This window comes from Pseudomonas putida, assembly GCF_026625125.1.
Classification (GTDB): domain Bacteria; phylum Pseudomonadota; class Gammaproteobacteria; order Pseudomonadales; family Pseudomonadaceae; genus Aquipseudomonas; species Aquipseudomonas putida_X.
The window spans coordinates 4,630,640-4,655,452 of record NZ_CP113097.1; the positions used below are offsets into that span (position 1 = coordinate 4,630,640).

The window sequence follows — 24,813 nt, forward strand, 5'->3', positions numbered from 1 at the left end:
CACCTGTACTGGCCCTAGCCTCGGCACGCCGGCGCTAGGGCCTGCACGGTCATTTGCCGACTCGCTGGAAGCGCGCCACCTCGACGAACAGGTCGGAGTTGGCCGGGTCATCCAGGTAGGCCAGCACCCGCGCTGAAGGGCTGTCGATCAACACGCCCTCGCCATTGTCCTCCGGCACCTCGGTACTACGCCCGCTCAGCTCTTTTTTCTCCAGCGCCTGCTGCACCTGTTCTACATCAAGGTTGTAGATGACCAGCTCCTTGCCATCGACGATATCGAAACCGCCAATCAAGAAATGGCCGCCCAGGCGTTTGGGGACACCGGCAGAGAGGTACCAGCGGTTGCCGTGGCGTGACACGGTGAATACGTACTCTTCGGGCTTCTTGCCTTTGGCAGTGGCCACGGCCTTGTAGGCATCGGCGCCACTGCGGCTGATGACCATCTTGAGTGGCTCGCCCCAGGCGTCCTTGCTGCTCCACGTGCCGAGCAGGGTTTTGGGCGCCGCCTGATTGCTCGGCAATGGCTCATGGAAGGTCACCAGACAACCGCCCAGCACGAGGAATGACAACGTCAACAACACCACACGCCAGGCTTTCATCAAGTTCTCCTTGAAAGTTCGTTCTCGGCTCAGCCCGATGCCAGCACCAGGTGCAGGTAACGGGTAAGCATAGCGAGCATCTGCCCATCGGCTTGCGCATCGGCATCCTTGAGCAGGCCCTGATATTCCATCTGCTCGATGATCGCCGTCAACATCTGGGCATCCTGTTCCGGTTGCTGCGAACCGACCACCTGCAACAGCTGGCGCGTGCCATGCAGCAGGATCTGTTCGTGGGCACACACCAACTCGGCCAGGCGCGGGCACAGCAGCGCCTCCTGACGGAAGGCCTGCTCCGCCATCAGGAAGTCGCGGCGGGTGATCAACTGACGGGAAACGTAGTCGGCAGTCATCTGCGCCACTTCGTCAGCCAGGCGCGCCCTTGATTGCGCACTGCCATCCCCCTGGGCAAGCAGCTGGCGCAGCACCACTTCGGTATTGGCCCACAGCTTGGCCATGTAGGCGGCACTGCGTTCGACGTATTGGGCGAAGGTATCGGTGAGCAGGTCCTCGATATCCTTGAAATAGTAGGTGGTGGCCGACAGCGGCACACCGGCTTCGGCGGCAACGGCACGGTGGCGCACGCCACGCACACCATCACGCACGACAATGCGCATGGCGGCGTCGAGGATCAACTGGCGGCGCTGTTCGCTGCCTTGGCGGGCGGTCTTGCGACCCTGGTATTGCACGCTTTCGGCGACGGCGGTGGCAATGCCGGCGGCGCCTTGCTGGGCCATTGCGGGGGTCACGGGTGTACCTCATCGATCTTGGGGGTGACTGCACCGGCCCTATCGCCGGCAAGCCGGCTTCCACAACGGGCACTGCCCAACGACATTGGATGGGTGTCCAACGTCCGGGGGCCGCCCAAACACCCCGCGCTGTTCAAGCGCAGTGCGGTTTCTGTGGGAGCCGGCTTGCCGGCGAAGGGGCTCTGACAAACAAAATAAGGCTTCAGGCAATAAAAAGCCGCCCCGAAAGGCGGCTTGTTCAATCCACTCAGGCCTGTGGGCGCATGTGCGGGAACAGGATCACGTCGCGAATCGACGGCGAGTTGGTCAGCAGCATCACCAGGCGGTCGATGCCGATACCTTCACCGGCAGTCGGTGGCATGCCGTACTCCAGGGCACGAACGAAGTCGGCATCGTAATGCATGGCTTCGTCATCACCGGCGTCCTTCTCGGCCACCTGGGCCAGGAAACGCTCTGCCTGGTCCTCGGCGTCATTGAGCTCGGAGTAGGCGTTGGCGATCTCGCGGCCACCGATGAACAGCTCGAAGCGGTCGGTCACGGCCGGGTTGTCGTCGTTGCGACGGGCCAGCGGCGACACTTCGAACGGGTATTCGGTGATGAAGTGCGGCTGCTCCAGCTTGTGCTCGACCAGCTCTTCGAAAATCATCACCTGCAGCTTGCCCAGGCCTTCGTGGCCCAGCACCTTGGCACCGGCTTTCTTGGCGATGTCGCGGGCCCGCTCGACATCCTGAAGGTCCGCTGCGGTCAGCTCCGGGTTGTACTTGAGGATCGAATCGAACACCGACAAGCGCACGAACGGCTCACCAAAGTGGAACACCTTGTCGCCATACGGCACATCGGTGCTGCCCAGCACCAGCTGGGCAAGCTCGCGGAACAGCTCCTCGGTGAGGTCCATGTTGTCGCGGTAGTCAGCGTAGGCCTGGTAGAACTCGAGCATGGTGAACTCGGGGTTGTGCCGGGTCGAAACGCCTTCGTTACGGAAGTTGCGGTTGATCTCGAACACTTTCTCGAAACCACCGACCACCAGGCGCTTGAGGTACAGCTCCGGCGCGATACGCAGGAACATGGCCATGTCCAGGGCGTTGTGGTGGGTTTCGAACGGTTTGGCCGCGGCGCCGCCAGGGATGGTCTGCAGCATCGGCGTTTCGACTTCGAGGAAGTCGCGGTCGATGAGGAACTTGCGGATGTGCGAGATCACCTGCGAACGCACACGGAAGGTGTGGCGGGTTTCTTCGTTGACCATCAGGTCGACATAACGCTGGCGGTAGCGCTGCTCGGTGTCGGTCAGCCCGTGGTGCTTGTCCGGCAGTGGGCGCAGCGACTTGGTCAGCAGGCGTACGTTGGTCATCTCGACGTACAGGTCGCCCTTGCCGGAACGGGCCAAGGTGCCTTCGGCGGCGATGATGTCGCCCAGGTCCCAGGTCTTGACCGCGGCCAGGGTTTGCTCCGGCAGGGTCTTGCGGTTGACGTAGACCTGGATGCGCCCGGTCATGTCCTGGATGACCATGAACGAGCCACGGTTGAGCATGATGCGACCGGCAACCTTGACCGGGATCGCTGCCGCTTCCAGCTCTTCCTTGGTCTTGTCCGCGTACTGTTTCTGCAGGTCGTTGCAGTAGCTGTCGCGGCGGAAGTCGTTGGGGAAGGCCTGACCCTTCTCGCGCTCGGCGGCAAGCTTTTCCTTGCGCAGGGCGATCAGGGTGTTTTCTTCCTGTTGCAGGTCTTGCGATTCGGTCTTGAGGTCGCTCATGTCGTCATTCTTTCCATCAGGTATTCGTTGCCCTTTTCGGGCAGGGCACGCGATGCCGGCGTACAGGCATCGCGGCGGTGGTGTGCGGCTTACAGCCCCTGCTTGAGGCTCGCTTCCAGGTACTGGTCGATGTCGCCATCGAGCACCTTGTTGCAGTCGCTGCGCTCGACGCCGGTACGCAGGTCCTTGATGCGCGAGTCATCGAGCACGTAGGAGCGGATCTGGTGGCCCCAGCCGATGTCCGACTTGCTGTCTTCCAACGCCTGGGAAGCGGCGTTGCGCTTCTGCATTTCCAGCTCGTACAACTTGGCCCGCAGCATTTTCATGGCGGTGTCCTTGTTGGCATGCTGGGAGCGTTCGTTCTGGCACGCCACCACGGTGTTGGTCGGCACGTGGGTGATACGCACCGCGGAGTCGGTGGTGTTCACGTGCTGACCACCGGCACCGGAGGAGCGGTAGGTGTCGATACGCAGGTCGGACGGGTTGATATCGATCTCGACCTTGTCGTCGATCTCGGGCGACACGAACACCGCCGAGAACGAGGTGTGGCGACGGGCGCCGGAGTCGAACGGGCTCTTGCGCACCAGGCGGTGCACGCCGATTTCGGTGCGCAGCCAGCCGAAGGCGTACTCGCCCTTGATGTGCACGGTGGCGCCCTTGATGCCGGCGACTTCGCCTTCGGACAGCTCGATGATGGTGGCGTCAAAGCCGCGCTTGTCGGCCCAGCGCAGGTACATGCGCAGCAGGATGTTGGCCCAGTCCTGCGCTTCGGTACCGCCGGAACCTGCCTGGATGTCCAGGTAAGCGTTGTTCATGTCCATCTCGCCGCTGAACATGCGACGGAACTCAAGCTGGGCCAGGTTTTCTTCCAGGCCTTCCAGCTCGGTCACGACATCGCTGACGGCGCCTTCGTCATTTTCCTCGACAGCCATGTCGAGCAGGTCCTTGCAGTCCCCCAGGCCACCGGACAGCTTGTCCAGGGTCTCGACGACCTGCGCCAGCATGGCGCGCTCGCGGCCCAGGGCCTGGGCGTACTCAGGCTTGTTCCAGACGTTGGGGTCTTCCAGCTCGCGGTTGACTTCGATCAGGCGGTCATGCTTTTGATCGTAGTCAAAGATACCCCCGAATGGACTGGGAGCGTTCGGTGAGGTCCTTGATGGTGTTCAGGATCGGTTGGATTTCCATGGGCGCGGGGCTCTCGTACGAATTCGGTGAAAAGCCCGCGAGTATAACCCATACAGCCAAGCACAGCAGCCCGTTGAGCAGCCCGCACAGCGCCGGATCATGACCGCGCGTGATTTCCTGGCAATTCTGCCAGTAGCCCCCAGGCGTCGAGCCACGCAAGACTTGCCCTCAGGCATGCGGATCGTCCGCCGCCTCAATGGGAGCAATGAAAATGAGTGATGACTTTGACCGCGCATTGAAAATGCTGGAAGGGTTCGAAATTCTGCCTCCAGAATTCACGAACGCCGTGAACGACACGCTAGAGTTCGACCCAGCGCCCGCCCGTAACCCTGTAAAAGTACATTACCCGGGGTTGAAGGAGGACATTCCCGGGCTCGAAAGCGTCACCGTCGGCTGTTACGGCGATAATTGGGGAACGGGACGATCACCTGCAGACCCCCGACGCGAAGAGACCGTTGAAGGCTATGTACCCGGCGCCGTCCTGAAAGAGGCCGCCAGCTACAGAATATGGGCGGTCGTCAGGTTCAAGATCGCAGGCGAAGAAACGGAGCTCACCGTCCGCTCTGCAGATCGCACTTACCGGCTCAAGAGAAAAGCCGCCAAATAAACTTGACTGGCGGCTACCCCGCTCGTGCCAGCCAAGCCCTTATGCGATACCCACTTTGTTCCGACCACTGTTCTTGGCCAGGTACAAGCCTTTGTCGGCAGCGGATATGAGCTGCCGGCAATGGCTGCCCACAGCCGGGGTCTGCGTCGCCAGGCCAATGCTCACGGTCAGGCGCGAGTCGTCCTGCGGCGCGGTATGCGGGATATCCAGGCCATGTACGGTCTGACGCAGTTTCTCCGCGACCAGCCGCGCCCCGCCCGGGGAGGTGTTGGGCAATACCAGCGCGAACTCCTCGCCACCGTAGCGCGCCGGCAGGTCGGTAGGCCGTGAACACGAACCGCGAATGGCCTGTGCCACCTTGCGCAGCGCCTCATCACCGGCCAGGTGCCCGAAGCTGTCGTTGTAGACCTTGAAATAGTCGACATCGATCATCAGCAGCGACAACTGCTGTTGCTCACGCATGGCCCGGCGCCACTCCAGTTCCAGGTACTCATCGAAATGGCGGCGGTTGGACAGCCCGGTGAGGCCATCGGAGTTCATCAGCCGCTGCAGCATCAGGTTGGTATCGAGCAATTGCTGCTGGCTCACGCGCAATGCCCGGTAGGCCTCGTCACGTTGCAGCAGGGTCAGGTACGAGCGCGAGTGGTAGCGGATGCGGGCCACCAGTTCGATGGTGTCCGGCAACTTGACCAGGTAGTCGTTGGCCCCGGCAGCGAAGGCGGCACTCTTGACCAGAGGGTCTTCCTTGGTCGACAGCACGATGATCGGGATGTCCCGGGTAGCCGGATTGTTGCGGTATTCGCGCACCAGGGTCAGGCCGTCGAGGCCCGGCATGATCAGGTCCTGGAGGATCACCGTGGGCTTGATGCGCATGGCCTGGGCCACGGCCTGATGGGGGTCGGCGCAGAAATGGAAATCGATGTTTTCCTCTTGGGCCAGGCCACGCCGCACCGCTTCACCGATCATCGCCTGATCATCGACCAGCAAGACCATCGCCGAATTTTCATTGGCGGTCGCAAACCCTTCGATCGGTAGATCAATCATCCCTATTCACCTGATCACGGCCGCAGGAGCGGTGTGACTCAATACATATCGTCATTGTGCAAAGATTTCCATCAAGCGCCCGGCGATTCGCTCCAGCGGACGGATTTCCACCGCTGCATCGATTGCCGCGGCGGCTTTGGGCATACCGTAGACTGCGCTGCTTGACTGGTCCTGAGCAATGGTCAGGAAACCTTGCTGGCGCATCATTTTCAAGCCTTGGGCGCCATCGCGCCCCATGCCGGTGAGCAGCACGCCCACCGCCTGCCCGCGCCAATAGCGCGCCACACTCTCGAAGAACACATCGATCGAGGGCCGGTAGATCTCGTTGACAGGTTCGGCAGTGTAGGCCAACTGGCCGTTGTGCAGCAGGCGTATATGGTGGTTGGTGCCCGCCAGCAGCACCTGCCCGGGCTGCGGCGGTTCGCCTTCATGGGCCAGGCGCACCGGCATGCCACAGGCACTGCCAAGCCACTCGGCCATGCCGGCAGCGAACACTTGGTCAACATGCTGGACTAGCACGATGGATGCCGGAAACCCCTTGGGCAACCCCTTCAGCAGTACCTCGAGGGCCGCAGGCCCCCCGGCCGAAGAGCCGATCGCCACCAGGCCGCGGCGCTGGGCGGCATCGCGTAAAGGCGCGGCGACCGGTTTGGTCGCGCTGGGCCGCTGTTGGCCGATCAACCAGCTGATGTTGAGGATCTTGCGCAGCAACGGGGCCGCTGCCTCCCGCGCATCACCCGCGCCGAGCGCCGGGGTGTCGACCACATCCAGGGCCCCGTGGCCCATGGCCTCGAACACGCGGTGCACGTTCTGCTTGCGGTCGACGGTGACGATGACGATGGCACACGGCGTTTCGGCCATGATCTGCCGGGTCGCTTCCACCCCATCCATCACCGGCATGATGAGGTCCATGAGTATCAGGTCGGGCGTTGCCTGGGCACACTGGCGCACGGCCTCGGCGCCATTGCTGGCCACCCAGATCACCTCATGCGCAGGCTCCAGGGCCAGGGCCCGGCGCAACGCTTCTACCGCCAGGGGCATGTCGTTGACGATGGCGATCTTCATCCTTGAGCACCTCCGATCAGTTCGATCACAGCATCGATCAACGCATCGTCGTGGAAACTGGCTTTTGCCAAATAGTAGTCGGCGCCAGCGTCCAGGCCCCGCCGTCGATCTTCTTCGCGGTCCTTGTACGACACCACCATCACCGGCAGCGACTGCAGCCGCTGGTCACGGCGCACCAATGTGACCAGCTCGATACCGTCCATGCGCGGCATGTCGATGTCGGTGATCAGCAGGTCGAAATCCTCGCTACGCAGTGCATTCCAGCCGTCCATGCCGTCGACCGCCACAGCCACCTCGAAGCCGCGGTTGCTCAGCAGCTTGCGTTGCAGCTCGCGTACGGTGAGTGAGTCGTCGACAACCAGAATGCGCTTGCGGCTGGCACCGCGGCCGGCCTGCACGCCGCGCTCGATGCGCTCCAGGCGGCCGGTGCTGAGCAGCTTCTCGACCGAGCGCAGCACGTCTTCGACGTCGACGATCAACACCACCGAACCATCGTCCAGCAGCGCCCCCGCAGAAATGTCCTGGACCTTGCCCAGCCGTGCATCGAGCGGCATCACTACCAGCACCCGCTCACCGATCAGCCGCTCCACGGCCACACCGTACAGCTGTTCACGTTCGCGGATCACCACCACCGGCAAACCGCTTTCATCACCTTGCACGGCGGGCCGGTTGAGCAACTGGCTGGCCGCCACCAGGCCGATATGCCGGCCCTCATGCCAAAAATGCTGCCGCCCCTCGATTTGCACGATCTGCTCGGCCGTCACTTCCACGGTGCGCTCGATATGCGCCAGCGGGAACGCATAAGCCTCACCGCCGACTTCCACCACGAGGCTGCGTACCACCGAAAGCGTCAACGGCACTTCAAGATGGAAACGGCAGCCCTGGCCGGCCTGCTGGGTCAGCTCGATCGAGCCGCGCAGGTCCCGCACCAGATGCTGCACCGCGTCCAGGCCGACGCCACGGCCGGAGACCTCGGTCACCTTGTCGCGCATGCTGAAGCCCGGGAGGAACAGGAAGGTCAGCAGCTCCGCCTCGCTCATCTGCGCCACGGTATCGGCCGGGGACAGGCCGCGCTGAACGATACTGCGCTGTAGCTGTTGCAGGTCGATACCGGCGCCGTCATCGCTCAGTTCAAGGACCAACAGGCCGGCATGATGGGAGGCCCGCAGGCGTACTGCGCCTTCTGGCGGTTTGCCCGCCAGCAATCTTTGCTCAGGCAGTTCGATACCATGGTCGACTGCATTGCGCAGCAGATGGGTCAGCGGCGCTTCGAGCTTTTCCAGTACATCACGGTCGACCTGGGTCTTTTCACCGTCAATCTGCAGACGCACCTGTTTGCCCAGCGAGCGGCCCAGGTCCCGCACCATACGGCTCTGGCCGGTAAGCACATCGGCGAACGGGCGCATGCGGCAGGCCAAGGCGGTGTCGTACAGCAACTGGGCGCGCTGGCTGGCCTGCCAGCCGAATTCGTCGAGGTCGGCGGTCTGCTGCTGCAGGATCTGCTGGGTTTCCAGCAACAACCGTTGCGTCTGGGCCAGCGCTTCGAGCACCAGCAGGCTCTGGCCGCTGCCTTCCAATTGGGCTTTCAGGCCATCGAGGGCGCGCATGCCTTGGCCGTGCATGCGCTTGAGGCGCTGCAGCGTGGCCAGGTAGGGTTTGAGGCGCTGAGTCTCGACCAGCGACTTGCTCGACAAGTCGAGCAGGCTGTTGAGTCGATCGGCGGTTACCCGCAACACCCGCTCGCCACCTGGTGCGCTGCGTTTGCCTGTTTTGCGCGGCACAAGCGGCTCTGCTTCTGGCTCAGGCTCGGCAGTGATCGGGTCGGCCGCAGCTAATGGTTTGTGCAGCGGCTCCGTGGCAGGCGCAGGTGCACTGGAAGGGCCCAGCAGGCCAGACATCTGGGCCAGAAAGCCGGGTACCGCGCCCTCACCGGCGGGGTCACCGGGTGTGGCGACATGCAGCAGCAGGTCGGTACCGCGCAGCAAGGCGTCGATATGTTCAGCGCGCAGCAACAGCCGGCCTTCCTGGGCCGCTACCAGGCAATCTTCCATCACGTGGGCCACGCTGACGCCGTCGTCGATGCCAACGATGCGCGCAGCCCCTTTCAACGAGTGCGCAGCACGCATGCAGGCTTCCAGCTGATCGGCCTGGGTCGGGTCACGCTCCAGTGCCATCAGCCCGGTGATGAGCACCTGGGTCTGAGCTTCCGCTTCCAGGCTGAACAGCTCGAGCAACGATGCGTCGCGCATTTGCTCAGGGGTCATGACAGGCTCCGCTGCACGGCAGACAGTAGTTGTTGATCATCCAGTACACGCACGCTGCGCCCACGCCACTGCAGCACGGCGGCGGTGAAGGGTGCGCTATCTTCAGTGCCCCCCGGTAGTGTGGGCTGCAGGCGATGAATACCGTCGATCTCGTCCACCGCCAGCACCACTGGCCCGCCTGCCGCCGCCAGAATCAACATGCGCGGGATCGCCCGGCTGCTGTGTGCAGCCTCGGAGAAGTGCGCCACCCCCAGCAGTTCGCTCAGCGACAGGCACGGCACCAGTGCGCCACGCACATTGGCCACCCCTTGCAGCACTCGGGAGCGCTGATGCGGCAAGGAATGCACCGGCTGCACCGGGGCGATCTCGGCCAGGCAGGCAGTGGCCAGGGCCAGCCACTCCTCCCCCAGACGAAACAGCAGCAGCGAGCGCCCGACGCTGGCCTCGGCCTGCGCCGCCTCCTGCACCTGATCGTCCTGGACCAATGCATAGCGATCCAGCAGACGGGTAGCGGCCGCCGCATAGATTTCACAGTTGCGACAGTGGATATGCCTTTCCAGCAGCGGGCATTGCTTGTTGCCGTGCACGCCGATCCGGTTCCAGCAATCGTCGATACGCTCAACGTCCTCGGCGAGCAGTGCAATCGCGTCTTCAACGCTCATCGTTCAGCCCCCCTGCCAGCGCGTGTCGCGCGCTCCTGCAAGCGGCGGGCACCTGCTTCGTCGCCCTGGGCCGCCAGCAACATGGCCAGGTGCAGCAGCGCCTCAGGGTGCTGCGGCTCCAGGTACAGGGCTTTGCGGTAGTGAATCTGGGCTTGCCGGGCATCGCCTTCGGTATCGCTGAGCAGTCCCAGCCAGTAATACACCTGAGCCGTGGGTTCGAATTGCTGCAGGTAGCGCTGGCAGTTGGCACGCGCTTGCGCGCCCTCCCCGGCGTTGGCCTGCTTCGCGATCAGGGCCAGCAACTCACTGGCGCTCTCGCGCTGCACGGCTGTGGGCGGGGCAACCGGCACCGAGCGCAATGGCCGCAAAATGGGCGCCGGGGCCGGCACGGGGCGGGTCGGTGCGACTGGCACCGGCGGGCTGAGCCGAGGCTGGACTGGCGTCTCCAACGGCTGGCGAACGTAGGCGAACGACTGGGCAATGCCCAGTGGCCGCATCCCCAACCTTGCCAGCAAACTGCCCTCGGCCGGCCCGATGAACAGCACGCCGTGCTCGTGGGTAAGGCGCTTGAGCACCTCGAAGACTCGCTGCTGGGTCGCCACGTCGAAGTAGATCAGCAAATTGCGGCAGAACACGAAGTCGTAACAGCCATTACGGCTGCCCAGTGCCGGATCGAGCACGTTGCCTACGGCCAGGTCCACCTGCGCGCGCACCCGCTCATTCAACTCATGGCCCTCGGCAAGCGCATTGAAGTGGCGCTCGCGAAAGCCCAGTTCAGCGCCGCGGAACGAGTTGCGACCGTAGACCGCCTGCACGCCCTTGGCCACCGAGTTGGGGCTGATGTCGATACCGTCGATGCGAAACGCAGCCGGGTTCATCCCCGAATCGAGCAAGGCCATGGCCAGGGAATACGGCTCTTCGCCCGTGGAGCACGGCAGGCTCAGCAAGCGTAGCGGCCGCTCGCCGGCGAGTTCGTTCAGGCGTTTGTGGGCCAGCCCGACCAGCGCGGTAAACGACTCTGGGTAGCGGAAGAACCAGGTCTCCGGGACGATGACCGCTTCGATGAGCGCTTGCTGCTCCTCTGCGGAGCGCTGCAGGTACAGCCAATAGTCGTTCAGGTCTTGAGCATTGACCGCGACACAGCGCTGCTGCAGGGCACGCTCGACCATGGGCACGCCGACCGACTCGACATCCAGGCCGATGCGCGCTTGCAGAAAGCGGAAAAACCGTTGCTCGCTCATGCCGACACCTGCCCCGATGCTGGTGGGAACAGCAGTTCGCGCACGGGGTCCGACAGCAAGTCATCGACCTCGATACGCTGCAGCAGGCCATCGGCGTCCTGGCGAACCGGGCCCAGGTAACGCGCGTCGGGGTTGTCCAGCCCATAGGGCTGAAACTCCTCCGCGAGGCAGCGCAAGGTCTCGGTAGCCTGTTCGAGGATCAGCCCCAGTTGATGCTCGCCGCGATAGTGCACCAGCACCAGCCGTGTGCTGGTGCGCGCAGTGGCAGGCTGGCCGAAACTCAGGGCCGACAGGTCGACCACCGGCACCAGCACGCCACGATGGGCGACAATCCCAGCAACCCAGGCCGGCGCCTGGGCGATCGGCTTGAGTGGCCGGCGCGGCAGCACCTCGATCACCTCGCGCACATCCAGGGCGAAGCGTTGCTCGTTGAGACGAAACAGCAGGTACAGCTTGCCCTTGGCGCTGGCCGTTACTGCCGCATGCGAGTACAGGTCACTCATGGCGGTCAGACTTTGAAGCGCGATACACCACCGCGCAGGCCCGCGGCCACCTGGCTCAACTCGTCGATGGCGAAGCTGGCCTGGCGCAGCGATTCCACCGTCTGTGTGCTGGCATCGCTGAGCTGAGCCAGTGCCTGGTTGATCTGCTCGGCACCCGTAGCCTGGGCCTGCATGCCTTCGTTGACCATCAACACCCGTGGCGCCAGCGCCTGTACCTGATGAATGATCTGGCTCAGTTGCTCGCCCACTTGCTGCACTTCGAACATGCCTCGGCGTACTTCTTCGGAAAACTTGTCCATGCCCATCACCCCTGCCGATACCGCCGACTGGATTTCCCGCACCATCTGCTCGATGTCGTAGGTGGCGACAGCCGTCTGGTCCGCCAGGCGCCTTACTTCGGTGGCTACCACGGCAAAGCCGCGCCCATACTCGCCGGCTTTTTCCGCTTCGATGGCAGCATTGAGCGAGAGCAGGTTGGTCTGGTCGGCGACCTTGACGATGGTCACCACCATCTGCGTGATGTTGCTGGCCTTTTCGTTGAGGATCGCCAGCTTGGCATTGACCAGGTCGGCTGCACCCATGACCTGGTGCATGGTGTCTTCCATGCGCGCCAGGCCTTGCTGGCCGGAACCGGCCAGGCTCGAGGCCTGGTCGGCGGCACTGGTGACTTCGGTCATGGTGCGCACCAGATCGCGCGATGTCGCCGCAATTTCGCGCGAAGTGGCCCCAATTTCCGTGGTGGTCGCAGCGGTTTCGGTGGCGGTGGCCTGCTGTTGCTTGGACGTGGCGGCAATTTCGGTGACCGAGGTGGTCACCTGCACCGAAGAACGCTGAGCCTGGGACACCAGCTTGGCCAGGGCCTCGGCCATCTCGTTGAAGCCGCTTTCGATGGCGCCGAACTCGTCCTTGCGGTCCAGGCTCAGGCGCATGCTCAAGTCGCCCGAGCGCAGCTTGTCGAGGGCGTGCACCACGCGCTGCACCGGGGCGGTGATGGCACGCATCAGAAGCAGGCCGCAGATGCCCGCCGCGATGATTGCCAACAACAGCGAAACGATCATGCTGCCTTTGGCAGTGCTCACGGCACCGACGATCTGGTGGTTAGCGGTGTCGGCGGCTTCGCGGTTGTACTCGATCATCTTGTTGAGATGATTACGGCCTTGCGACCACGCCGGTGTCAGTACGTCCTTGATCAACCGCTCTGCCTCGGCATAATCACGCCGACGGTAGGCTTCGATCACCTGACCAATGATTTGGGTGTAGTTCGCCTCCATCTGGATGAAGGCGTCGAAATGGGCCTGGTCGTCCTTTTCGTGAATGGTGCCTTGGTAGCTGGCCAGGTATTGCTTGAGGCGATCATCGAAGCTTTTGAACAGCTCCATGTCAGCAGCTGTGATCTCGCGGTGGCCGGACAACCCCACCAACTGCTGGCTGGTGACATAGCTGTCGACCCAGGCACTGCGGATCATCGAGCTGTAGTAGACCCCGGGAATGCTGTCGTCACCGACTGCCTGCTCGGCACTTTCAATCGCCACCAGCCGCGAGTAAGCAGCTACCACCATCAGCAACATGATGGCGATGATCACAGCGAAACTTGCCAGGATCCGTTGGCGCAAGGTCCAGTTCTTCACATTCAGCCCTCAGGAATTCACAACGAGCGGGAAAAATCGCCGAAGTATAGCCCAGGCTTCCTACGCTTAGGCGGCTGAATATACGGGGTAATCAGGCATCCTTGCCTTGAGATCAGATCATGTGCGCGTCATTGACCTGCGGCGGCAAGGCGGGCCTGGCTTTCCAGTTCCTGACGCAACGCTGGGTCCAGGCGAAGCTGGCGGGCCAGTTCATCCAGGTACGCACGCTCCATGAAGTTCTCCTGATCGACCATCATCAGGCTGGCCAGGTACATCTCGGCAGCCATCTCCGGCGTTTGTGCGGCGCGCGCGACTTCGGCCGGGTCCAGCGGCTTGTTCAGCTCGGCGTGCAACCAGTGCTGCAGTTCACGGTCGCTGTCCAGGCGGGTGAATTCGCCTTCGATCAACGCACGCTCACGGTCATCGATGTGACCATCGGATTTGGCCGCTGCCACCAACGCCCGCAATACCGCCTGGCTGTGCTGCTCGACCTGGGCCGGCGGCAGGCGATCGAGGGTTTGCGGTTCGGCCCCCTGCCCGGTGCCCTGGCGGGCCTGCCAGTTGCCATAGGCCTTGTAGGCCAGCACACCGAGCGCGGCGAGGCCACCGTAGGTGATCACTTTGCCGCCGTACTTGCGCGCCTTCTTGTTGCCCAACAGCAAGCCCAGGGCGCCAGCACCCAGCGCCCCGCCCCCAGCGCCGGACAACAGGCTGCCCAGGCCGCCTGAGCCTGCGGCCGGCTTGCTTGCGCCGCCCTGTTTGTTCAGCAGTTCCTGGCCGGATTTGAGCAGTTGATCGAGCAGACCCCGAGTATTCATTGGCATGGCTCCACGCTGCGGAAAATGACGTTCAGAGTAAGGCCTGCAGGGCCCAGGGCCACCCATGGATTTGCTTCCGGATGTTGCATCGGTGGGCAAAAAGCCAACTAGACTCGATTTCGCCACAAGCGCTTTACACCTATGACGATCGCTCCACTGCTTTCTTGATGACTGCCCCGACCAAGCTCTACAAAAGAGGGAACACCATGTCAGCGCACAAGACCGCATTGCTCGGCGCCGTGACCGGCGCACTGCTGGCCAGTGCAGGCCTGCAGGCCGCCGAGTTGCCCAAGGCCCTCGGTGCCGGCGAAGGCCGGCTGGATATCGTCGCCTGGCCCGGTTATATCGAGCGCGGCGAGAGCGACACGGCCTATGACTGGGTCACAGGCTTCGAAAAGCAAACCGGGTGCAAGGTCAGCGTCAAGACCGCAGCCACCTCCGATGAAATGGTCAGCCTGATGAACAAGGGCGGTTACGACCTGGTCACCGCCTCCGGCGATGCCTCGCTGCGCCTGATCGCCGGCAAGAAGGTGCAGCCGATCAATACCGCGCTGATTCCCAACTGGAAAAACCTCGACCCGCGCCTGCAGGACGGTGGCTGGTACGTGGTCGACAAACAGGTCTACGGCACCCCGTACCAGTGGGGGCCGAATGTACTGCTGTACAACACCAACACCTTCAAGCAGCCCCCCACCAGTTGGAGCGTGGTGTTCGAACCGCAGGACCTGCCCGACGGCAAACCGAACAAGGGCCGCGTTCAGGCCTATGACGGGCCCATCTACATTGCCGACGCGGCGTTGTACCTGAAGTCGGCCAAGCCCGAACTGGGCATTCAGGACCCCTATGAACTGAATGAAGCACAGTACAAGGCAGTGCTCGAACTGCTGCGCCAGCAGCAACCGCTGATCCACCGCTACTGGCATGACGCCACGGTGCAGATGAGCGATGTGAAGAACGAAGGCGTGGTCGCCTCCAGTTCCTGGGGCTACATGGTCAACAGCCTCAAGGCGGACAACCAGCCGGTGGCCTCCACCCTGCCCAAGGAAGGTGCCACCGGCTGGGCCGACACCACCATGCTGCATAGCGAGGCCAAGCACCCCAACTGCGCCTATAAATGGATGGACTGGTCGCTGCAGCCAAAGGTGCAGGGTGACGTGGCGGCCTGGTTCGGCTCGTTGCCAGCAGTACCTGCGGCCTGCAACGGTAATGCGCTGCTGGGGCCCGAGGGCTGCAAGACCAATGGCTTCGACAACTTCGACAAAATCGCCTTCTGGAAAACCCCGCAGGCACAGGGCGGCAAGTTCGTGCCGTACAGCCGCTGGACCCAGGATTACATTGCGATCATGGGCGGGCGCTAGCGCCCCCGGAGCATCGTGGCATTGCCTGAAGGAACAAGGGCCGCCCGGTTTCTCCAGCAGCGGCCTTGTGTCGCCAAAGGGGCGCAAAGCGCCCCAGCTTCAACCTGGAGCCCTTTATGCCCCTAGCCGTCCAGTTCACCCAGGTGTCGCGCACCTTCGGTGAGGTCAAGGCCGTTGACCAGGTCAGCATCGACATCATCGATGGTGAGTTCTTCTCGATGCTCGGCCCCTCAGGCTCGGGCAAGACCACCTGCCTGCGCCTCATAGCCGGTTTCGAGCAGCCCGACAGCGGCTCGATCCGCATCCATGGCGTCGAAGCCGCTGGCGTGCCGCCCTACCAGCGCGACGTCAATACCGTATTCCAGGACTACGCACTGTTCCCGCACATGAACGTGCGCGACAACATCGCCTATGGCCTGAAGGTCAAAGGCATAGCCAAGGCCGAACGCCATGCCCGCGCCGAAGAGGCCCTGGCGATGGTGGCCCTGGCAGGCTACGGTGAGCGCAAACCGGCACAGCTTTCCGGCGGCCAGCGCCAGCGTGTTGCCTTGGCCCGCGCCCTGGTCAATCGGCCGCGGGTGCTGCTGCTCGACGAGCCGCTCGGCGCCCTCGACCTGAAACTGCGCGAACAGATGCAGGGCGAATTGAAAAAGCTGCAGCGCCAGCTGGGCATCACCTTCATTTTCGTCACCCATGACCAGACCGAAGCGCTGTCGATGTCGGACCGGGTAGCGGTGTTCAACCGCGGCCGTATCGAACAGGTCGATGCACCGCGCACGCTGTACATGAAACCGGCTACCACCTTCGTCGCCCAGTTCGTCGGCACCTCCAACGTGGTGCGCGGCGATCTGGCTCAGCACCTGAGCGGCAGCCGAACGCCGTTCTCCATTCGCCCCGAGCATATTCGCCTGCTCGGCCAGCCCGAGGCCGGCCGCGATGTACAGGTCAGCGGCCTGCTGCGTGATATCCAGTACCAAGGCAGTGCCACCCGCTATGAAGTGCAGCTGGACAGCGGCCAATCGCTGGCGGTCAGCCAGGCCAACGACCGCTGGCAAGACCAGCCACACCCCCTGCAACCCGGCCAACGGGTACAGGCCCACTGGCCACGTGAAGCGATGACGGTGCTGCAGGAAACTGTCCTGACCGAGGGCCAGTGACATGAGCCTGGCCCTGAGCCCGTCACGCAGGTTTTCCAACCTGCTCTACCGCCGCCCCAACCTGTACCTGCTGTTACTGCTGACCCCACCGCTGACCTGGTTCGGCGCGGTCTACCTAGGGTCGCTGCTCAACCTTTTGTGGCAAGGCTTTTACACGTTCGACGACTTCACCATGGCAGTCACCCCGCAACTGACCCTGGGCAACTTCGCCGCGCTGTTCAACCCGTCGAACTTCGACATCATCCTGCGCACCTTGGCCATGGCCGTGGCAGTCTCGCTGGCCTGCGCCATGCTGGCTTTCCCCATCGCCTATTACATGGCGCGCTACACCCGCGGCAAGACCCGGGCATTCTTCTATATCGCCGTAATGCTGCCGATGTGGGCCAGCTACATCGTCAAGACCTATGCATGGACCCTGCTGCTGGCCAAGGGGGGTGTGGCTCAGTGGTTCATTCAGCAGTTGCACCTCGAAGGCCTGCTGCAGGCCCTCCTGACCTTGCCTGCGGTGGGCGGCAGCACGCTGTCGACCTCGCACCTCGGGCGCTTTCTGGTGTTCGTGTACATCTGGCTGCCGTTCATGATCCTGCCCGTGCAGGCGTCGCTGGAGCGCCTGCCGCCTTCACTGCTGCAGGCATCGGCAGACCTTGGCGCACGGCCGGCGCAGACCTTCACCCAAGTGATCCTGCCATTGTCGATACCCGGCATCGCGGCCGGCTCGATCTTTACCTTCTCGCTGACCCTGGGCGACTTCATCGTACCGCAACTGGTCGGCCCGCCCGGCTACTTCATCGGCAGCATGGTCTACGCCCAGCAAGGCGCGATCGGCAACATGCCGATGGCCGCGGCGTTCACCCTGGTGCCGATCGTGCTGATCGCGGTGTACCTGTCCATCGTCAAGCGCCTGGGGGCCTTCGATGCACTCTGAAAAAGCGTCCACAGGCCTGCGCCTGGCGGCTTGGGGCGGGTTACTGTTCCTGCACTTCCCGATCCTCATCATCTTCGTGTACGCCTTCAACACCGAAGAGGCGGCGTTCAGCTTCCCGCCCAAAGGCTTCACCCTGAAATGGATCGCCGTCGCCTTCGCCCGGCCGGACGTGCTCGAAGCCATCAAGCTGTCGCTGCAGGTGGCCAGCCTGGCCACGCTCATCGCGCTCGTGCTCGGCACCCTGGCCTCGGCGGCACTGTACCGGCGCAGCTTCTTCGGCAAGGAGAGCATCTCGCTGATGCTGATCTTGCCGATCGCCCTGCCCGGCATCATTACCGGCATCGCCCTGTTGTCGGCGTTCAAGACCCTGGGTATCGAGCCTGGCTTGTTCACCATCGTGGTCGGCCACGCCACCTTCTGCGTGGTGATCGTCTACAACAACGTGATTGCCCGCCTACGGCGCACCTCGCAAAGCCTGATCGAGGCCTCGATGGACTTGGGAGCCGATGGCTGGCAGACCTTCCGCTACATCATCCTGCCCAACCTGGGCTCGGCGCTGCTGGCCGGCGGCATGCTGGCCTTCGCCCTGTCGTTCGACGAGATCATCGTCACCACTTTCACTGCCGGGAACGAGCGCACCCTGCCAATCTGGCTGCTCAACCAACTCAGCCGCCCGCGCGACGTGCCGGTGACCAACGTGGTTGCCATGCTGGTGATGCTGGTGACCATGCTGCCGATCCTCGGCGCCTATTACCTGACCCGCGACGGTGAAAGCGTTGCGGGCAGCGGCAAATGACCCACAAGGAGCCCCCGATGCAAACCAACATGCTGATCAACGGTCGCCTGGTCGCAGGCGATGGCCCGGCCTGGACCGTGCTCAACCCCGCCGAAGGCAGTGCCTTGGCACAGATCAACGAAGCCACCGAGGCCCAGGTCGATACGGCAGTGCGCGCCGCCGACCAGGCCTTCGACAGCTGGTCGCAGACCAGCCCGAAAGAGCGCTCGCTGGCCCTGCTGGCGCTGGCCGACACGATCGAGGCGCATGCCGATGAGCTGGCCAGGCTGGAGTCGCAGAATTGCGGCAAACCGTTCGCAGCGGCCCTGAACGACGAGATACCGGCCATCGCCGATGTGTTCCGCTATTTTGCCGGCGCCGCCCGCTGCCTCGGTGGCTCGGCGGCTGGTGAATACCTGCCCGGGCACACGTCGATGGTCCGCCGCGACCCGCTGGGCGTAGTGGCCTCGATCGCACCCTGGAACTACCCGCTGATGATGCTGGCGTGGAAGATCGCCCCCGCCTTGGCGGCTGGCAATACCATGGTCATCAAGCCGTCCGAACTCACCCCGCTGACCGCCCTGCGCCTCGGCGAACTGGCCAAGAACGTACTGCCGGCCGGCGTGCTCAACATCCTCTTCGGCCGCGGCCAGACGGTGGGCAGCCCACTGGTGACCCACCCCAAGGTGCGTATGGTCTCGCTGACCGGTTCGATCCCCACCGGCGCGCACATCATCGGCGCCACGGCGGGCAGCGTTAAACGCATGCACATGGAGCTGGGCGGCAAGGCGCCGGTGCTGGTGTTCGACGATGCCGACATCGATGCCGCCATCGATGGCATCCGCACCTTCGGTTTCTACAACGCAGGGCAGGACTGCACTGCGGCCTGCCGCCTGTATGTGCAGGCGGGCATCTACGAACGCTTCGTCGAACGCCTCGGCAAAGCCGTGGCCAGCCTTAAAACCGGCCTGCAGGATGCCGAGGACACCGAACTCGGCCCGCTGATCAGCGCCCAGCACCGTGACAAGGTAGCCGGCCTGGTCGGGCGCGCCATCGCCCAGCCGCACATTCGCCTGGTCACTGGAGGCAAGGCACTACCGGGGGAGGGTTTCTTCTTCGAGCCAACAGTGCTGGCGGATGCGCTACAGGATGACGAGATCGTGCGTCACGAGGTGTTTGGCCCAGTGGTGTCGGTAACACGCTTCACTGACGAAGCGCAGGCGCTGGAATGGGCCAACGACTCGGAGTACGGCCTGGCTTCGTCGGTGTGGACCCGCGACACCGGCCGCGCCCACCGCCTGGCGGCGCGGTTGCAGTATGGCTGCACCTGGGTCAATACCCACTTCATGCTGGTCAGCGAAATGCCCCATGGCGGGCAGAAGCATTCGGGGTATGGCAAGGACATGTCGATGTATGGGCTTGAGGACTACACCTGCGTGCGGCATGTGATGATCAAGCACTGAACGTGATGTGAAGCTACCGGCCTCTGCTGAGACAAGTCAGCAAGGAGGCCGGTACAAAGTGGCGATCGTCCTCGCATGGATACCTAGGGCCTTTCCTTCAAGCATGGTCCCTATCTCCTACAGTCCGGCTGTCGAGGAGGCCGTTGATGACACCTCGAAACCTGCGAACGCCTTGGCCGTGAGCCGCACAAGACCTATTCGGGGAAGCTGAGTCTGCGCCTTGAGCCCATCCTTCACGCCAGCGTGGCCGCAAAGGCCGAGCTGGCGGGAAAAGCATCAATCAGTGGGTCAGCGATACGCTGCGCAAGGCCGCTTACAGCTGAGGGGGCCAATCAGTCGCGCAGATCCGACTCATGTATCGGATTCGCCCGGCTGGTAGCCCGTTGATACTGCGCCGGCCATGTAGCCCTGTTACCGCCCAGGTCATCATCGGCATGCAACGGCCAGTAAGGGTCGCGCAGCAGCTCGCGAGCCAGGAAGATCAGGTCGGCCTGCCCGGTGCGCAGGATGTGTTCAGCCTGGGCCGGTTCGGTGATCATGCCCACCGTGCCGGTAGCGATTTCCGATTCCTTGCGTACACGCTCGGCGAAACGGGTCTGGTAGCCGGGGCCGGTGGGGATTTCCGCATTCATCGAAGTACCGCCGGAGGACACGTCGATCAGGTCGACCCCGAGCACACGTAGCCGGCGGGCCAGTTCCACGGTTTCGTCCGGGTTCCAGCCGTCCTCTACCCAGTCGGTCGCCGACACACGCACGAACAGCGGCAGTTCCTGCGGCCAGACCTTACGCACCGCCTCGGTCACCTGCAGCGTCAGGCGGATGCGGTTTTCGAAGCAACTGCCATATTCATCGCGGCGCTGGTTGCTCAGCGGCGAGAGGAACTGGTGCAGCAAGTAGCCATGGGCGGCGTGGATTTCGACCACTTTGAAGCCCGCTTGCAACGCGCGTTCGGTGGCTTTGACAAACTCGGCTACAACATCCTGGATCTCGTCCTTGCTCAACTCACGCGGCGCCGTGTGTTCAGGGTCGAAGGCAATTTTCGAGGGGCCCACCGGCTGCCAGCCTCCTTCCTCGATTTTGACGCTGCCATGCTTGCCCAGCCAAGGGCGATAGGTGCTGGCCTTGCGCCCGGCGTGGGCCAGCTGGATGCCCGGCACAGCGCCCTGGGCAGTGATGAACCGCGTAATGCGTTGCAATGGCGCGATCTGATCATCGGTCCACAGCCCAAGGTCCTCGGCAGTGATACGGCCCTCGGCGGTCACGGCTACCGCTTCGGTGATGACCAGCCCGGCGCCACCGACGGCGCGGCTACCCAGATGAACGAGGTGCCAGTCGTTGGCCAGGCCATCGACGGCGGAATACTGGCACATCGGCGAGACGGCGATGCGGTTGGGCAACGTCAGCTGACGCAGGGTGTAAGGCTCGAGCAGCAGGCTCATGAGGGCACCTCCCAAGGACTCCAATGGTGATCCGGCCCGGGCATTCAAGTGCACATCCCTGGCCCGGTGCCGGTCATTAATCAGACTAGACCAGATTGGTGGGGGGGAAGGTTCCCTCAGATTGCTGACTGCTCCGACGCGCGCACCAGATATTTCCTACACACATGAGCTAGCGATACTTACATCAGGAAAATATCCTACGAATCTTGTCGACTCGCGGCTGATTGTCCCTGGAAACCCCACCCTTTAGGCTTCTTGCGTCGCTGATGTTTGGCGTCCGGGAGTGGAATCCTGTCAATTACTGAGTTGCTGTCGTCATGGCAGTTGTGCGCGGGAGGCCGCAAAGCCTACCGGGTTTACTCGTAGCCTGGATTCCACACCGCGTACAACTGCCACCCATCCGTGTGGAATCGGACAGGTCGGTCAATCAGTAACCTTACGAGTCGTTCACTATGAAAAAACTAGTCCCCGATCCACCGCACCATTTCGACCTTCCCTCCGACAAGACCCTGACCAACGCCGTGAACGAAGGCATCGTGCCAATCGATCACGTGTTGATGAATGTCACCCATTACCTGATGCTCGCTTACAACCATTGCCATCGAGTCCTCGATGCCGTCGAAGATGACAGCTCCCGGGAATCGCTTGTGAATGGGCTGCGTGCCCTGCAGATTGCCTGGGGCCAAGCGGATGCGCTGTCATTGGCCTTGGAGCGTACTACTACCCTGCATTGAGGTTGGATCCACTGGCCTCTTCGCGGGTAACCCCGCAGCCACCGGGGCATCCCAATCCTCAAAACTTGCAGATGACCTGTGGGAGCTTGCCCAAAAAGAGGCCAGAACAAGCAATCGAGAAACTTCAGGAGGGAATTCGATGACCACAGACGACACCCACTTTACTGTCGGGAAGACCACCTTCTTTCAAGGTGAACACCAGACTCACCCACTGTTCCGCATCGAGCCAGGGATTCCCTGCCGCGATGCCCGTGAGCAGGCCTCGGAATTGATGGGTTATGTACGAGAGCTGACCATCATCGGCCTGATGGATGAAAAACCGATGATGATCTGGGCATCCCACTACCTCAGTGCCATGGCCAAGGCACTGATGGATGATGCCGAGTTAGGCATGACAGGCTAACTTTCTTCGGATGGCTAAAGTGTCAGGGAGCCTAGGTCTTGACCTTTAGGTTTACGGCGCCAGGGCAATCGAGCACCGCCCCTCAAAGACAAGTCAGGCACCTGCAGGCTCCTCAGCGCGGCTCCATATGCGCAATCATCAACTGCACACTTTCGTTCCCGCGGAACTCGTTCACATCCAGCTTGTACGCCAGCTCCACCCAGCGCACGGTCGGGTTGGGCCAGACTTCGCGGTCAATGCCAAAGGCGATGCCGTCCAGACGAACCGAGCCACATTCGCTCTTTAGCACCACCTTCAGGTGCCGCTCGCCGACCACACGCTGCTCGACCAACTGAAACACGCCATGGAACAGTGGTTCGGGGAAGTGTTGCCCCCAAGGCCCGGCATTACGCAGGGCCTTGGCCAGGTCCAGGTGAAACTCCTCCACCGCCAGGCTGCCGTCCGAAAGCAGACGGCCGGTCAAATCGTCTTCGCGCAACTGGCGACGGACTTCTTCATCGAACGCTTCGGCGAACGCCGGGAAATGACTTTCGGGCAACGACAGGCCTGCAGCCATGGCATGGCCGCCAAACTTGCTGATCAACTGCGGATGGCGCGCCGCCACTGCATCCAGCGCATCGCGGATATGGAATCCCGGCACCGAACGTGCGGAGCCCTTGAGCATGCCGTCGCCAGCATCGGCAAAGGCGATGGTCGGGCGGTGGTAACGCTCCTTCAGGCGCGAGGCAAGAATGCCGATCACACCTTGGTGCCATTCGGCATCGAACAGGCACAGGCCGTACGGCATAGCCTCGACCGGCAAATCCTTGAGCTGGGCCAACGCTTCGCGCTGCATGCCCTGCTCGATCGACTTGCGGTCCTGGTTCAGGCCATCGAGCTGCTGCGCCATGTCCTGGGCCAGCGCCTCGTCCTCGCACAACAGGCACTCGATACCCAGGCTCATGTCGTCCAGGCGCCCGGCGGCATTGAGCCGCGGGCCTAAAATGAAGCCCAGGTCGGTGGAGGTGATACGCCGGTGGTCGCGACGTGCCACCTCCAGAATCGCCTTGAGCCCCGGCCGTGCCCGGCCGGCGCGGATGCGCTCAAGGCCTTGGTGCACCAGAATGCGGTTGTTGGCATCCAGCGGCACCACGTCGGCAACGCTGCCCAGCGCGACCAGGTCGAGCAGTTCACCGATGTTCGGTTGTGGTTGTGTTTCGTAGCGGCCCAGGCTGCGCAGGCGGGCGCGCAAGGCCATCAGCACATAGAAGATCACCCCGACCCCGGCCAGCGACTTGCTCGGGAAGCCGCAACCTGGCTGGTTCGGGTTGACGATGGCGTCGGCGTCCGGCAACTGCTGGCCTGGCAGGTGGTGGTCGGTGACCAGCACTTTGAGCCCGGCCGCTTTGGCTGCCGCCACACCCTCGACACTGGAAATGCCGTTATCGACCGTGATCAGCAAGTGTGGCTGGCGCTGCAGCGCCACCTCGACGATCTCTGGCGTCAGGCCATAGCCATATTCGAAACGGTTGGGCACCAGGTAGTCGACATGGGCTGCCCCCAGCAGGCGCAGCCCGAGTACGCCGACCGTACTGGCGGTGGCGCCGTCGGCATCGAAGTCGCCGACGATGATGATGCGCTGGCGCTGGTCGAGCGCTTCGACCAGCAAGTCTACCGCGGCATCAATGCCCTTTAGCTGCTGGTACGGCAACAGCCTCGCCAGGCTCTTGTCCAGTTCTGCCTCAGATTGCACGCCACGGGCGGCATACAGTCGGGTCAGCAAGGGTGGCAGGTTACCGAGAAACGGCAGTGTCGGCGGCAGCGGGCGGGGTTCGATACGCATGGGTCGGTTGGCTCAGCCACGCTCACCGAGCAGCCACTGCAGCTGCACTTCGTGCTGGCCACGGTCGTCAGTGACGAACACCGTGCCTTCGCTGATCATCACGTCCCACTTGATGCTGCGCGGCATGTCCGTGGCCAGCACTTCGAGCACCTCTTGCGGTACAGCGGCGATGTTCAGGTTTTTCAGGTTCTTGACCGCGCCCACCACCTTGGACTCCCATACCCGCAAGCTGCCGTAGGCCAACAGGCTGGTGCGCTCGGTACGACGCGAACACCAGGTCAGGCGATCAGCGTCAGGCTGGCCCACTTCGATCCAGTGCAGCACGCGGTCGTCCAGGCTCTTCTCCCACAGGGCAGGCTCGTCGACATCCGACAGGCCGCGGCCGAACGACAGATTCTCGTTGTACCAAAGTGCGTAGGCCAACAGCCGCACGGCCATGCGCTCCTCGGTTTCCGAAGGATGACGGGCGATGGTCTGCTTGACGCTTTCGTACACGCCGCGATCGAGATCGGTCAGATTCAGTTCGAATTTGTAGGTGGTGGACGGCTGGGCCATGGTCGACGGGCTTCTTGCGCAAAGAAAAGTCACACAGTCTAACCGATCCTGCTCTTCGTTGCGCCGCAGCA

At 63.0% G+C, this 24,813-nt stretch carries 23 protein-coding genes and 1 pseudogene; 9 read left to right on the forward strand and 15 right to left on the reverse strand.

The genetic code is table 11. From position 1 onward, the window contains the following. Positions 1 to 49: 49 nt before the first annotated feature. The 4 genes from OSW16_RS21320 to prfB all read right to left on the reverse strand — a co-directional run bounded on the left by OSW16_RS21320 (position 50) and on the right by prfB (position 4,279). On the reverse strand, positions 50 to 598 hold the full coding sequence (locus tag OSW16_RS21320) for a hypothetical protein (protein ID WP_267818291.1): 549 nt from the start codon (positions 596 to 598) through the stop codon (positions 50 to 52). A gap of 29 nt (positions 599 to 627) precedes the next feature. Beyond that, positions 628 to 1,332, reverse strand: a complete 705-nt coding sequence (locus OSW16_RS21325; protein WP_267824079.1) for a TetR/AcrR family transcriptional regulator — start codon at positions 1,330 to 1,332, stop codon at positions 628 to 630. A gap of 259 nt (positions 1,333 to 1,591) precedes the next feature. Next, positions 1,592 to 3,094, reverse strand: coding sequence for a lysine--tRNA ligase (gene lysS / locus OSW16_RS21330; protein ID WP_267818293.1), 1,503 nt, complete (start codon positions 3,092 to 3,094; stop codon positions 1,592 to 1,594). A gap of 89 nt (positions 3,095 to 3,183) precedes the next feature. After that, positions 3,184 to 4,279 (reverse strand): peptide chain release factor 2 gene (gene prfB, locus OSW16_RS21335; protein WP_241804364.1). Its coding sequence is split into 2 segments (ribosomal slippage): positions 3,184 to 4,206 and positions 4,208 to 4,279, totalling 1,095 coding nucleotides; the frame shifts between segments, so codons are not numbered across the junction. Between the two features lie 211 nt (positions 4,280 to 4,490). Here prfB and OSW16_RS21340 point away from each other — a divergent pair. Next, on the forward strand, positions 4,491 to 4,886 hold the full coding sequence (locus tag OSW16_RS21340; RefSeq protein ID WP_267818295.1) for a hypothetical protein: 396 nt from the start codon (positions 4,491 to 4,493) through the stop codon (positions 4,884 to 4,886). A 39-nt stretch (positions 4,887 to 4,925) separates the two neighbouring features. On the opposite strand, the gene wspR is transcribed toward OSW16_RS21340, so the two are convergent. The 8 genes from wspR to OSW16_RS21380 form a co-directional block, all read right to left on the reverse strand. Continuing rightward, on the reverse strand, positions 4,926 to 5,930 hold the full coding sequence (wspR, locus tag OSW16_RS21345) for a Wsp signal transduction system regulator diguanylate cyclase WspR (protein WP_267818297.1): 1,005 nt from the start codon (positions 5,928 to 5,930) through the stop codon (positions 4,926 to 4,928). 51 nt (positions 5,931 to 5,981) lie between these two features. After that, positions 5,982 to 6,995, reverse strand: a complete 1,014-nt coding sequence (locus OSW16_RS21350) for a chemotaxis response regulator protein-glutamate methylesterase (protein ID WP_267818299.1) — start codon at positions 6,993 to 6,995, stop codon at positions 5,982 to 5,984. After that, the gene (locus tag OSW16_RS21355; protein ID WP_267818301.1) at positions 6,992 to 9,259 is read right to left on the reverse strand and encodes a hybrid sensor histidine kinase/response regulator; all 2,268 of its coding nucleotides are present in this window, start codon (positions 9,257 to 9,259) and stop codon (positions 6,992 to 6,994) included. The genes OSW16_RS21350 and OSW16_RS21355 overlap by 4 nt, the downstream gene beginning before the upstream one ends. Beyond that, positions 9,256 to 9,921: a chemotaxis protein CheW gene (locus OSW16_RS21360; RefSeq protein ID WP_267818303.1), complete on the reverse strand. Its 666-nt coding sequence runs from the start codon at positions 9,919 to 9,921 to the stop codon at positions 9,256 to 9,258. The genes OSW16_RS21355 and OSW16_RS21360 overlap by 4 nt, the downstream gene beginning before the upstream one ends. Then, complete coding sequence (locus OSW16_RS21365; protein ID WP_267818305.1) at positions 9,918 to 11,162, reverse strand: CheR family methyltransferase; 1,245 nt, start codon at positions 11,160 to 11,162, stop codon at positions 9,918 to 9,920. The genes OSW16_RS21360 and OSW16_RS21365 overlap by 4 nt, the downstream gene beginning before the upstream one ends. Next, positions 11,159 to 11,665: a chemotaxis protein CheW gene (locus OSW16_RS21370; protein ID WP_267818307.1), complete on the reverse strand. Its 507-nt coding sequence runs from the start codon at positions 11,663 to 11,665 to the stop codon at positions 11,159 to 11,161. The genes OSW16_RS21365 and OSW16_RS21370 overlap by 4 nt, the downstream gene beginning before the upstream one ends. 5 nt (positions 11,666 to 11,670) lie before the next feature. Beyond that, positions 11,671 to 13,293, reverse strand: coding sequence for a methyl-accepting chemotaxis protein (locus OSW16_RS21375; RefSeq protein WP_267818309.1), 1,623 nt, complete (start codon positions 13,291 to 13,293; stop codon positions 11,671 to 11,673). A 128-nt stretch (positions 13,294 to 13,421) separates the two neighbouring features. Then, positions 13,422 to 14,111, reverse strand: coding sequence for a tellurite resistance TerB family protein (locus OSW16_RS21380; protein WP_267818311.1), 690 nt, complete (start codon positions 14,109 to 14,111; stop codon positions 13,422 to 13,424). A gap of 206 nt (positions 14,112 to 14,317) precedes the next feature. On the opposite strand from OSW16_RS21380, the gene ydcS reads away from it, so the two are divergent. From ydcS to OSW16_RS26960, 6 genes and pseudogenes are all read left to right on the forward strand, one after another. Next, a complete protein-coding gene (gene ydcS / locus OSW16_RS21385; protein ID WP_267818313.1) occupies positions 14,318 to 15,469 on the forward strand; it encodes a putative ABC transporter substrate-binding protein YdcS in 1,152 nt (383 codons plus the stop codon). A gap of 116 nt (positions 15,470 to 15,585) precedes the next feature. Then, on the forward strand, positions 15,586 to 16,626 hold the full coding sequence (locus tag OSW16_RS21390) for an ABC transporter ATP-binding protein (RefSeq protein WP_267818315.1): 1,041 nt from the start codon (positions 15,586 to 15,588) through the stop codon (positions 16,624 to 16,626). A gap of 1 nt (position 16,627) precedes the next feature. Next, positions 16,628 to 17,551 (forward strand): ABC transporter permease, encoded by a 924-nt coding sequence (locus tag OSW16_RS21395; RefSeq protein WP_267818317.1) that lies wholly within the window; start codon positions 16,628 to 16,630, stop codon positions 17,549 to 17,551. Beyond that, positions 17,541 to 18,347, forward strand: coding sequence for an ABC transporter permease (locus OSW16_RS21400; RefSeq protein WP_267818319.1), 807 nt, complete (start codon positions 17,541 to 17,543; stop codon positions 18,345 to 18,347). Before OSW16_RS21395 ends, OSW16_RS21400 begins: the two co-directional genes overlap by 11 nt. A 17-nt stretch (positions 18,348 to 18,364) precedes the next feature. After that, positions 18,365 to 19,789, forward strand: a complete 1,425-nt coding sequence (locus OSW16_RS21405) for a gamma-aminobutyraldehyde dehydrogenase (protein ID WP_267818321.1) — start codon at positions 18,365 to 18,367, stop codon at positions 19,787 to 19,789. A gap of 127 nt (positions 19,790 to 19,916) precedes the next feature. After that, positions 19,917 to 20,112: pseudogene (locus tag OSW16_RS26960) on the forward strand (toxin-antitoxin system HicB family antitoxin); the annotation flags it as partial. A gap of 9 nt (positions 20,113 to 20,121) precedes the next feature. On the opposite strand, the gene OSW16_RS21415 reads toward OSW16_RS26960, so the two are convergent. After that, the gene (locus OSW16_RS21415) at positions 20,122 to 21,228 is read right to left on the reverse strand and encodes an NADH:flavin oxidoreductase/NADH oxidase (RefSeq protein WP_241804349.1); all 1,107 of its coding nucleotides are present in this window, start codon (positions 21,226 to 21,228) and stop codon (positions 20,122 to 20,124) included. Positions 21,229 to 21,680: 452 nt separating this feature from the next. On the opposite strand from OSW16_RS21415, the gene OSW16_RS21420 reads away from it, so the two are divergent. Both OSW16_RS21420 and OSW16_RS21425 read left to right on the forward strand, forming a co-directional pair. Next, complete coding sequence (locus tag OSW16_RS21420) at positions 21,681 to 21,962, forward strand: hypothetical protein (protein ID WP_241804348.1); 282 nt, start codon at positions 21,681 to 21,683, stop codon at positions 21,960 to 21,962. 139 nt (positions 21,963 to 22,101) lie between these two features. Next, positions 22,102 to 22,365 carry a DUF3077 domain-containing protein gene (locus OSW16_RS21425; protein WP_115274004.1) on the forward strand — a complete coding sequence of 88 codons (264 nt, stop codon included), beginning with the start codon at positions 22,102 to 22,104 and terminating at the stop codon, positions 22,363 to 22,365. Between the two features lie 112 nt (positions 22,366 to 22,477). On the opposite strand, the gene recJ is transcribed toward OSW16_RS21425, so the two are convergent. Both recJ and OSW16_RS21435 read right to left on the reverse strand, forming a co-directional pair. Next, positions 22,478 to 24,187 carry a single-stranded-DNA-specific exonuclease RecJ gene (recJ, locus tag OSW16_RS21430; protein WP_267818326.1) on the reverse strand — a complete coding sequence of 570 codons (1,710 nt, stop codon included), beginning with the start codon at positions 24,185 to 24,187 and terminating at the stop codon, positions 22,478 to 22,480. A gap of 12 nt (positions 24,188 to 24,199) precedes the next feature. Next, positions 24,200 to 24,742, reverse strand: a complete 543-nt coding sequence (locus tag OSW16_RS21435) for a YaeQ family protein (protein ID WP_046784361.1) — start codon at positions 24,740 to 24,742, stop codon at positions 24,200 to 24,202. Between the last annotated feature and the right edge of the window lie 71 nt (positions 24,743 to 24,813).